Annotated in this window: 11 protein-coding genes and 1 tRNA gene; 4 read left to right on the top strand and 8 right to left on the bottom strand. The window is 27.4% G+C overall.

Going from position 1 to position 10,110, the window contains the following annotated elements:
* Positions 1 to 76: 76 nt before the first annotated feature.
* Both ACXYRK_RS04030 and ftsY read right to left on the bottom strand, forming a co-directional pair.
* Positions 77 to 301, bottom strand: a complete 225-nt coding sequence (locus tag ACXYRK_RS04030) for a sigma factor-like helix-turn-helix DNA-binding protein (RefSeq protein WP_458618246.1) — start codon at positions 299 to 301, stop codon at positions 77 to 79.
* Positions 294 to 1,337, bottom strand: a complete 1,044-nt coding sequence (gene ftsY / locus ACXYRK_RS04025) for a signal recognition particle-docking protein FtsY (RefSeq protein WP_458618245.1) — start codon at positions 1,335 to 1,337, stop codon at positions 294 to 296. The genes ACXYRK_RS04030 and ftsY overlap by 8 nt, the downstream gene beginning before the upstream one ends.
* A 128-nt stretch (positions 1,338 to 1,465) precedes the next feature.
* Here ftsY and ACXYRK_RS04020 point away from each other — a divergent pair.
* Positions 1,466 to 1,539, top strand: a tRNA-Gly gene (locus ACXYRK_RS04020).
* A 268-nt stretch (positions 1,540 to 1,807) separates the two neighbouring features.
* On the opposite strand, the gene ACXYRK_RS04015 is transcribed toward ACXYRK_RS04020, so the two are convergent.
* Genes ACXYRK_RS04015 through ACXYRK_RS04005 form a run of 3 tightly spaced genes read right to left on the bottom strand, consistent with a single transcriptional unit; the run spans position 1,808 to position 4,152 of the window.
* Positions 1,808 to 2,905 (bottom strand): hypothetical protein, encoded by a 1,098-nt coding sequence (locus ACXYRK_RS04015; RefSeq protein WP_458618244.1) that lies wholly within the window; start codon positions 2,903 to 2,905, stop codon positions 1,808 to 1,810.
* A gap of 56 nt (positions 2,906 to 2,961) precedes the next feature.
* Positions 2,962 to 3,609: a hypothetical protein gene (locus ACXYRK_RS04010; RefSeq protein ID WP_458618242.1), complete on the bottom strand. Its 648-nt coding sequence runs from the start codon at positions 3,607 to 3,609 to the stop codon at positions 2,962 to 2,964.
* Positions 3,610 to 3,645: 36 nt separating this feature from the next.
* Positions 3,646 to 4,152 carry a hypothetical protein gene (locus ACXYRK_RS04005; protein WP_458618240.1) on the bottom strand — a complete coding sequence of 169 codons (507 nt, stop codon included), beginning with the start codon at positions 4,150 to 4,152 and terminating at the stop codon, positions 3,646 to 3,648.
* Positions 4,153 to 4,428: 276 nt separating this feature from the next.
* Between ACXYRK_RS04005 and ACXYRK_RS04000 the strand changes: the two genes are divergently transcribed.
* The 3 genes from ACXYRK_RS04000 to ACXYRK_RS03990 all read left to right on the top strand — a co-directional run bounded on the left by ACXYRK_RS04000 (position 4,429) and on the right by ACXYRK_RS03990 (position 8,298).
* Positions 4,429 to 5,844: an MFS transporter gene (locus ACXYRK_RS04000; RefSeq protein ID WP_458618238.1), complete on the top strand. Its 1,416-nt coding sequence runs from the start codon at positions 4,429 to 4,431 to the stop codon at positions 5,842 to 5,844.
* A 190-nt stretch (positions 5,845 to 6,034) separates the two neighbouring features.
* Positions 6,035 to 6,832, top strand: coding sequence for an alpha/beta hydrolase (locus ACXYRK_RS03995; RefSeq protein WP_458618236.1), 798 nt, complete (start codon positions 6,035 to 6,037; stop codon positions 6,830 to 6,832).
* Between the two features lie 29 nt (positions 6,833 to 6,861).
* The gene (locus ACXYRK_RS03990) at positions 6,862 to 8,298 is read left to right on the top strand and encodes an MFS transporter (RefSeq protein WP_458618234.1); all 1,437 of its coding nucleotides are present in this window, start codon (positions 6,862 to 6,864) and stop codon (positions 8,296 to 8,298) included.
* 26 nt (positions 8,299 to 8,324) lie between these two features.
* Here ACXYRK_RS03990 and ACXYRK_RS03985 read toward each other — a convergent pair whose 3' ends face one another.
* The 3 genes from ACXYRK_RS03985 to ACXYRK_RS03975 form a co-directional block, all read right to left on the bottom strand.
* A complete protein-coding gene (locus tag ACXYRK_RS03985; RefSeq protein WP_458607745.1) occupies positions 8,325 to 8,984 on the bottom strand; it encodes a hypothetical protein in 660 nt (219 codons plus the stop codon).
* 212 nt (positions 8,985 to 9,196) lie between these two features.
* A complete protein-coding gene (locus ACXYRK_RS03980; protein ID WP_458607744.1) occupies positions 9,197 to 9,616 on the bottom strand; it encodes a hypothetical protein in 420 nt (139 codons plus the stop codon).
* A 10-nt stretch (positions 9,617 to 9,626) separates the two neighbouring features.
* Positions 9,627 to 10,007 carry a hypothetical protein gene (locus ACXYRK_RS03975; protein ID WP_435129138.1) on the bottom strand — a complete coding sequence of 127 codons (381 nt, stop codon included), beginning with the start codon at positions 10,005 to 10,007 and terminating at the stop codon, positions 9,627 to 9,629.
* Positions 10,008 to 10,110: the final 103 nt, after the last annotated feature.

Genomic DNA, 10,110 nt, shown 5'->3' with positions numbered 1-10,110 from the left:
AAAGCTACACAATAGTCTAATTTTTATAGTGTAGCTTTTTAGATTGCATTTTGGGAGCAAGGAAACTTCCTTGCTTTTAATGCATTTTTTCTTCCAGTTTATCAAGTTTTTGTATGGTATGTTTAATTGTATCATAAATTGATGTTCTGGTTGTAGCAACAATTTCAGCAATTTCTGCATACGAGAGATCTTGATAAAAATATAACTGAAACAGTTGTTGTTGATTTTGTGTTAAAAAATTACGATATTTTTCAAATAATTTACTGTATTTTGTTAAATTTTCTAAACTCTTCTTAGACATCAATTAAATCCTTAGTCATCTGATAGATAAATAACTCTAAATCAAATTCTTGTAAGTCAGTTAGTTTTTCACCTAAACCAACATATTTAACTGATAAACCAAATTCATCTTTTATAGATAAAACAATTCCACCCTTAGAAGTTCCGTCCATTTTAGTTAAAATAATACCAGTTAAATCAGCAATTTCTTTAAAACTTTTTGCTTGTGATAATCCGTTTTGTCCTGTAGTTGCATCTAAAACAAGCAATGATTCATGTGGAGCTGATGGTTCAAATCTCTTGATGATACCAACCATTTTCTCTAATTCTTTCATTAAATTTACCTTGCTTTGTAAGCGTCCAGCAGTATCAATGATTAATAAATCGTATGATTCATTTTTTGCTTTCTCTAATGCTTTATAAACAACAGAAGCAGGGTCCTCACCATTCTTATTTGGTTTGATAATATCAGCACCAATGCGTTCAGCTCAAACACCTAATTGATTTACAGCACCCGCTCTAAATGTATCAGCAGCAGCGATTAATACTTTTTTACCATCATTTATATATTTATAAGCAATCTTAGCAATTGAAGTAGTCTTTCCAGAACCATTTACTCCGACAAAAATAAACACATTTAGCCTGTTGTCTTGATAATCTAATTGTGTATTAGTCACTGAATCATTTGTATAAATTAAAAACATTTGATCAGCAATTATTTCACCAATAAGCTTTGGATCATCGATATTATTGGTTTTAACCTCCTTTTTAATTCTTTCAAGCATAACATCAACTAATGAAGAATTGATATCAGACATTATTAAAAGCTCCATTAATTCGTCAAAAAAATCTTCATCAATTTTTAAATGTCGATTTTGAATCTCGAGAAGTTGCTTACCAAAATTTGAACTACTTGAAAGGCCGCTTTCGTATTTTCTAAATTTTTCACTATTAATAATTTCTTTTTGTTTTTGGATCTCTATTTCTTGCTGTTTTTCTTCAATTGTTTTTTTCTCTCGTTTAAAAACCTTATTGATTAAATTCTTAAAAAAGCCCATTATTCTCCTAAAATTATGTATAAATAGATAATATATAAATATTTTAACAAAAAGCAAGTTAAAAAAATAAATAATTTTTTTCTTTAAAAAAAAACTCTTAGTGCTATAATTAAATAGCAAATAAAGATGCGAGTATAGTTTAATGGCAGAACTTCAGCCTTCCAAGCTGACTATGAGGGTTCGATTCCCTTTACTCGCTCCATTTCAAATAATTGACCAATAACAAGTTTGCTTGTTATTTTTTTAAAAACTTCACATATGTGCAGCCTATATAACTTTACCAATAATTTGATATCAATTTATTGTCCAAATTCACTAAAGTAGGACACCGTTGTGGTACCAACCCAGCGTCTTACTTTATATTAATCTTTTCTTCTTAGTTATATAATAAACAACATAATAAGTTGATAAATTTTATAAAATCTCATTTTTTACAAAAATCCATAGTTATAACTATGGATTAAATTCATCTAACTTATTTTGTCTATTTCTTTTGGATTCTGATTTTCATTAATAATTTTAACTATTTTGGAATAAATAGGATTTATTTTTTGTAAGAATAAAAATGCCTCTTGGTGTTTTTGAACTAGATTAACTAAAATAGCATTTTCTTTCTTTTTATAATCCGCATCTTTTGAATCAGCAACTTTTGAAATATTATTTGAAATTTCTTTCATAAGCATTATTGCTTGTTTTAAAATAACATCATTTGCATCAAGTTGTTTAATAATTTTGATAAGTGTAATAAAAATTTGCTCTTTATAATTTTTAAGTAATTCTAAATGGTTGTAAGTTCTAAAGATTAAATACTCATTTATAAATTCTTTGATGTTTTCTTCGTGTAATTTTTTTGTTATTTTATTTATCTTTTTATTGTCGCTTGGTTGTTTTTGTTTAGTATCACTAATAGGATTATCTGGAACGACAGGAAAACTGTGTAATTTTTGTTGCTCTTTATATTTTAAAGAAATAATAACATTATATTTGCTTATAATATTCTCAAATACTTCAAATTCTTGTTTATACAGATTATTGTATTCTTGCTTTAATTTGGCGATTTCATCATTTAGATTTTGTGGTGTCTTAACTTCTGTGCTGTTGATAAAAGTAATTAATTTGTTTCAAATTTTAACTAAGTTATCCACATTTTTTGGTTCTAAGTTTACTAAGTTGCTGTGAATTTCACTTAAAAAATCTTTTGATGATTCATTATTAATATTTGCTTGGTATGAGACAAGCTGTTGTTGTAAAGTCCTGCTTATTTGAGCAAGTAGATTTTCCTTTCTGGTTGTAAATTTAACTTCTAGTCTTTTATTAATAGGTTCTAAATCAGGAAGTTTATGGTTTTCGGTATTTTTAGGATTTTTGATAATATCAGCCTTTGAATCTTTCATTTTTGATTCATCGTCTTTTTTAACACCAGTTCCTTTATCATTAAAAATATTTGTCTTTGTTGGAATAAAATTATTTTCGTTATTTGAATTTATACTAAAAATAACTGCTGCCGATGTTGTTGCAGCAGAAATAACTGATGTAGTAATTCAAAATAACTTCTTTTTAGTTGACATTACAACCTCTGAATACTTATATATAATACTACTTTTTATAAATAAAAAACAGTTTTTTACCTGTAATCTAAACCATAAATATTTGAACCATATGAACCATAATTATTTATATTAGAGTAAGTATTAGGGATTGAGTTTGATTTACTTCTTGCTCATTGAGACACCCTTGAATTCATTTTAGAGATAATGTTTAAATATAGTTCTAATATTTTTTTATCTTCGGGTGTGTTATGTTTTTTCTCTAAAGCATTTGCTTCATTTTGAATTTTATTAAGGTCAATATTACCTGTTAAAGCAGAAGAAGTAATTTTATGAGATAAACTTTTGGTATCTTCAATAAAAGATTCCAATCTTTTTAATTCATTAATATCGTTAACTTGCTGTAACCCCTCAAGAGCAGCCTGTTTCATTTCATTAGTTAAGTCAGCAGGAAAAGAAATATGAATACCTAATGAATTATTAATACTAGAACTTTGTGATATTATTAATGTAGTAAATTTTTGAGCAAGGTTCTGCTTTATAACATTAATATTTTCATTATTTTTAGCGATCTGTCTAATATCTTCTTCGTTTGTAGTTCCTTGATGTGACTTTTTACTTGCTTCTTGACTATTGTATATCGGAGCACAGGCAACTGTTAAAGCAACAGGTATTATAACAGAAGCAGCAGTAAAAGAAGAAATAAATTTTCGTTTTAATGTCATATTTTCCTTATTTAAATAGTAATATTTATAATTTACTTATCCTAAATTCAAACTACCAGAAATATTTTTGGTTAGTGATTTAGTGATAATTGGAGTAATTTTTAGATATATATTAGATATTGTTGTCATAAGTTGAACAGCATCGCTCCCGTATTTTTGTTGAAGTTTACTTACTCCACTTGCTGCATTTGGTGTATTTCCTGATATATAAGCTGATGTAGCTTCTTTTGTATCTTTTAGATATTCAATAAGTTTTTGCACAAAAGCATCATCTTTACCGGCTAAATCTTTTATCACTTCTGTTCTTACTTCTTCTTTAGTTTCAGCATCGATACTAAATGAAACTCCACTTACACCTAATGAAGATAATGTATTATTATTCTTATAAATATTTTCATAGTTATTTAATATTTGATCTGCTACTTCTCTTTTTGCTTCTTCGCCAGTTTTATGACTTCCTGAATTGCAAGATACAACTAAAGCAATTGGTGCTAATGCGGAAACACTTGCAGATATAAAGAGTAATTTGTTCTTAATTATCATATTTCTCCTTAATTTCTTTATTATATCATATACGTAGATTTATATTCAAAATTATGTGTTTGTTTTGGTTTTAAAATTCGTTTTAAAAACAAGGTATCAAAAGAAATGAAACACCTTAAAATTATGCAAAAAAATACCACAAAGCAATGTTTTTGCATAATTTTAATTATAATCAACTCAAAAAATCTTACATATTCGAAAATACTATATAATATAATTTGCATATATAGAAACATTTACATAAAATTATGTTATTTTCTTACAAGAAAGGAAAATATGTTTGCGAGATTTAAATCATTCACCCCTAAGCAATGAATAGCATTAACGATTTTGGCTGCTGCTGATGTATTTGTTATTGCAATTCCGTATTATCTTAGAAATATTATCCCAAACTTTAACCAAACCTTAGGTATCCGAGAGGATCAACTTGCTAATTTGATAACAATTATAGGTATAGTTAAGTTATTGACTCAACTACCAGGCGGTTTTTTAGCTAACAAATATAGTTCGAGATGACTGTTATTTGGAGCCTGTGTCACTACTGCTTTGATTTCATTTTGATTCGGGGCTGCATTATTAACTACTAAAAATTATACTTATGATAATAATGAAGGATTATATATACAATATGCAATTATTTGAGGATTATGGGGTATAAGTTCCACACTAATCTTTTGAGCACCACTTTGAAAACTTGTTTCACAACAAGCAACTAAGGAAAATCAAGGAATTGCATATGGAGTAGTTAATTCATTTAATGGTATTATTGGATTTATTTTTGTATGAGTGTTATTGTTTTTATTTATTAAATTATGATACCCAGTAGTTAAAGAAAATCCAGCAAGCAATCAAGGTGTACCGTTTTCAGTTTTTGTGTTTATTTTAGCAGTATTTTTATTAGCAATTGCTGTGCTTACCTTATTTTTTGTTCCTGAAAAACCAAGAGAAAAATCAAATAAACCCAAAACACCATTTACATATGCAAAATTTAAATCATCATTATTTTCATTTTGAAAATCAATTCGCAATTGAAAATTATGAGCATTAGCTTTCTTTATAATGGGAATGTACATCTTCCAATCGGTGGTTCCATTTTATGCTCTGCAAATGATGACAAATGAGTATCATGCACCCCAAACATTGGTATTGATACTAACTGGTTTGATAGCATATGTGTTAAGAATCTTCATTTCCTGAATAGTTGGAATCTGAGCAGATAAAAGCCGTTCATATACATTATTTTTAATTATCGCTACTACATTGGCACTTATTTCGCTTGCAGGAACCATTTTAATAGGATATATAAAAAGTTCTTTTGTGGTAATTGGAATTAGTAGTTTATTATTTGTGGTAATCGGAACCTGTGTGTGAGCGATGGCTACATTACGTTATGCACAAGTTAATGAAGTTCATATTGAAAAAGGAACCTATGCTTCATCGGTTGGTATTATGTCATTTATTGGTTCATCATCAGATGCTTGATTTTCACCTATTTTAGCCGGTATTGGAAAACATTTTACAACCGAAGGGGCACCAAATCCGAGTTTACAAGGATATCGTATCATTATCTTAGTTGCTTTATCAGTAGCATTCTTAGGATTTTTATCAGGTGTAATAGTATTTTTAAGCAATACCTTGGAACTTAAAAGACTTGGTAAAACAGATTACAAATGAAGAAAACTTGAAAATTAGTATTTTAATAGCTAGGTTATTAACCTAGTTTTCTTTTAGTTGCAATAAGGTGTGGAAAAAATAAAATATAATTAATATATTTAGAAAATAAATAAAAAATAAACAACCTAATTATTAAAAAAATGTATAATAATTATGTTTATTATAAAAACATTTCCATAAATGTGTTATTTAAATTATAAAGGAGATTATGAAAACATTAAAATATGATTATCCATTAGTTGTTAAGGATAATAATCAACCAAAAAATCCAATTATATTCGTTCATGGATTTAACTCAAATCCAGAACTACACGATATATTTATGAAGCACTGAACACTTAGTGATTACTATGCATTAGCATTTCCAGGCAACAATATGGTTGAACCTAAAAATGGTGATGAAGTAAGTGTTGATTCATTTGCGGACTTATTAATTAAATTTATTAAAGATAACGATTTAAAAGATGTAGTTTTAATCGGACATTCAATGGGTGGTGGAACCATTTCGCTTGCATACAAAAAAGCACCTGAATTATTCGCTAAAATGATTTATGTCTCACCAATGAATAAGACTTTATTAGAACGTAAAGAAGAATTCTTTAAATTGTTTGCCCCACAAACCTTTGATGAATATAAGACACTGTTAGGTGCTTTATCACCTGTGTATTTACAAGCATTACAAGACCCTAGTGTTGAGGCACAACAAAGAGCATATTTTGAATCTGGTGCAGCAAGCAACCCACATGTAATGAAACTAGGTTTTTCACTTGCTGAAGTAAGTTTACACAATGCTGTTGAAGCAGGAATCGAAAGTATTAAAGTTCCTACATTATTGGTTTTAGGATCAAATGATATGATTATTAATTGTGAAAAAACAAAAACATACTTTTTAGCACACGCTAAAAATGTTACAGTTAAAGTTATTGAAAATACAGGACATGTTTCATTTTTAGAAGACTTTGTTAAATACTTTAGCATTCTATCTGAATTTTATTTAACTAAATAAAATTCATTATAAAATTAGAAAGGAGTAAAATGCTAAATAGGTTAAAAGAATTTACCTGAAAGCAAATTGTTGCATTAATTATTCTTGCCGCAGCTGATGTTTTTGTGATAGCAGTACCTTACTATCTTAAAAATATTATTCCTAACTTTAACTTATATTTAGGTATTCGTGAAGATCAAGTTGCAATATTAATCGCAATCATCGGGATAGTTACTTTAGTTACCCAACTTCCAGGCGGATTCTTAGCAAACAAATTTAGTTCCAGATGATTGTTGTTTATTGCGATTATTTCGACAGCAATTATCGCAGTGTGGTTTGCGATCTTGTTGCTTAATCAAAGAAGTTATCAACAAACAGCAGCATTGAGAGCTTCATTGTTTGCACAATATGCAGTTATATGGGGACTTTGAGGAGTAACATCGACATTGGTGTTCTGAAGTCCGTTATGAAAGCTTGTGTCACAACAAGCTAAAAAAGAAAATCAAGGATATGCATACGGATTAGAAAGTTCATTTAACGGAATCATCGGATTTATTTTAATTTGAGCATTAGGATTCTTAATTGCAACATTCTGAATTGGAAAATTAAGCAAAAACCAAGTTCCATCATCAGGTGTTCCATTTGCTGTTTATATCTTTATTGTAGTAGCATTCTTGATTTTAGTTGCAATTTTGGTAATGTTATTGGTTCCAGAACGACCAATAGAAAAAGTGGTAGCAGATCCAAACAAACCAAAAGAAAAGTTTTCTTGAGTAAAATTTAAAGCATCTTTAAAAGAAGGATTTAAGAAACTTAAGAATTGAAAACTATGAGCATTATCAGTGTTTTTAATGGGAATGTACACTTTCCAAACTGTTTTTCCTTATTATGTTTTACAAATGCTGGTTAATGAATATGGGGCACCAGGATGAATTTCATTTATTTTAACCGGAATTATCTCGTATGGATTTAGAATCTTTATTTCTTGAGTAATTGGTGGTTGAGCAGATAAAACACGTTCATATATTATGTTTTTGGTAATTTCGACAGGATTAGCAATCGCTTCTATTGTTGTTATTATCTTGATTGGATACATTCAAAATGCTAATACCTTAATTATTGTATTAAGTATTCTATTATTTATGTTTATTGGTTCACTAACATGAGCTATGGCAACACTAAGATATGCTCAACTTAATGAAATCCATATTGAAAAAGGTAGTTATACTTCATCAGTAGGAGTTATGTCATTTATTGGTTTCTCATTAGATGCATGATTTTATCCAATGTCATCAGCTATCGGAAAAGCATACACACCATATAACGGATTCCATACTAGTTTAGAAGGATATAGAATTATTATCAGTATTGCATTAGCAATCGCATTAGTTGGTTTATTAGCAGGTATTGCAGTATTTATTTCTAATATCAAAGAAATTAAAAAACTTGGCATAAATAAATTTAGATGAAGAGAATTAGTAAATTAGTAAAAAACTTCCTATGTAGGAAGTTTTTATAACTTTTCATCTTCTGATGGACGCTTTCACTTTAAATATTCTTCATGTCTTTTTCTTATTTGTTCTTGTTCTTCATCGTACTTTTGTTTTATAAAAAAATCTTTATATTTATTTTGAATTCATTTTTCAAAAGTGTCATTTATATTGAATGATGCCTTTCCGCCTCTAAAAAACCAACTGATAAATAAAAATAAGAGAAGAGTGTTTAATGTAATAAAGAGTCATATAGGATTAAAGTTTACTCGGTGCTTTAAAATACCTAAAACATTATAATCTGGATCAATAATCACTATAAATAATATTGAGTAACATAATAATAAAATAAATAAAATGGATTTAAAAATAATGCTTGTTTTAATATATAAATCGGATTTTGTCTTAACACCACTTATATCAATATCGATACCATTAGCTATATTTTCTAAAATCTTATTTTTTATATAAGTGTTATCCAACCCATCTCAAAATGATTTATAACCTTTATGTGAATAAATAAAACTCCGATATAAAAATTTAAAATGTCCACCAACTAAACTAAATATATATTTTATAATTAGTAGAGAGAAGAATGTATAAATTAATGATCTAATAATATATTGATATTTTCATTTTGGAAATTTTATTAAATTAATATATTTAGGACTAATATAAAACAAAAGTCATATTGATAAATTTATTAGGCAAGCAAAAAATAAAAGTCACAAAATAATATTTACAATTTTTAAGGATATATGTATCTTCCTAATTCTTAAATAATTATAATATTTATCAATATTACAGAAGATAAAATATTCATCCAAAATTTCATCTACTTTGAGGGAATTTGTTTTTCTTTTATTTGACATTTATAGCTAGAATTTAATATATATTAATGATTATGACTAACATATGTATTATGCACATGCACAATACGAATATTTTGTATTGCATATATAATATTATCAAGTTTTTCGATAAAAACTTGATTAAATCTATCTATTTCCCTGCTGATTTTTTCGATTATTTCTCAGAATTTTATATCCTCTAGGTCTTTTCTAACACTTCTTATTTCTTCAAATGTATATTTTGCATTTTTAAAAAATGAATATTTCACATCCTCTACTAATGCAAGTAATATTTGAAACATTTGTAAAGGAGAAAATCTCTCATCAGCTATTGGATATAAATCTTTATAATTAAATCCCTTTTTATTAATAATCAATTCTAAGATTTCCTTTTGGTCATCATCAAATTTTGATAATGTCTCAGGTTTAAAATAGTATTCTAATTTTTCTTGTTCTTTTTGCATACATATTCCTCTATCATTTTTTTGAAGCCTCAGAATAGACATCATTTAATTTTGATTCAATAATTTTATGTGATTTACTTAAAGAATCATAAATATTTTGAAGCATTTTAATCCGTTCGATATTTTCAATATCCTTTCTTGTTGCTCTTATTTCTTGCAGTGGATATTTTGGTCTAATATAGAAAAGATTGTCAATATTATCATCTTTTTTCAATGCTAGATATATCTGAAACATCTGTATTGCTGAATACCTTACATCTGCGGCGATTTTTAAATGATCCTTATTAAGATTTCTGGTATTAATGATTAATTCTAAAACTTCTTTTTGACCTTCATCAAATTTTGATAATGTCTCAGGTTTAAAGTAGTATTCTAGTTTTTCTTTTTCCATAATATAATTCTACAAAAAAAAAAAAAAAAACAAACTCTTTCTGGAAGTTTAAAGTAGGACGCCGGGGTGGTACCACCCCGGCGATTTTTTTGATAAAAAAGGA

The organism is Mycoplasma sp. AC1221, assembly GCF_054353815.1.
This window is presented reverse-complemented; position numbering and strand designations above follow the sequence as displayed.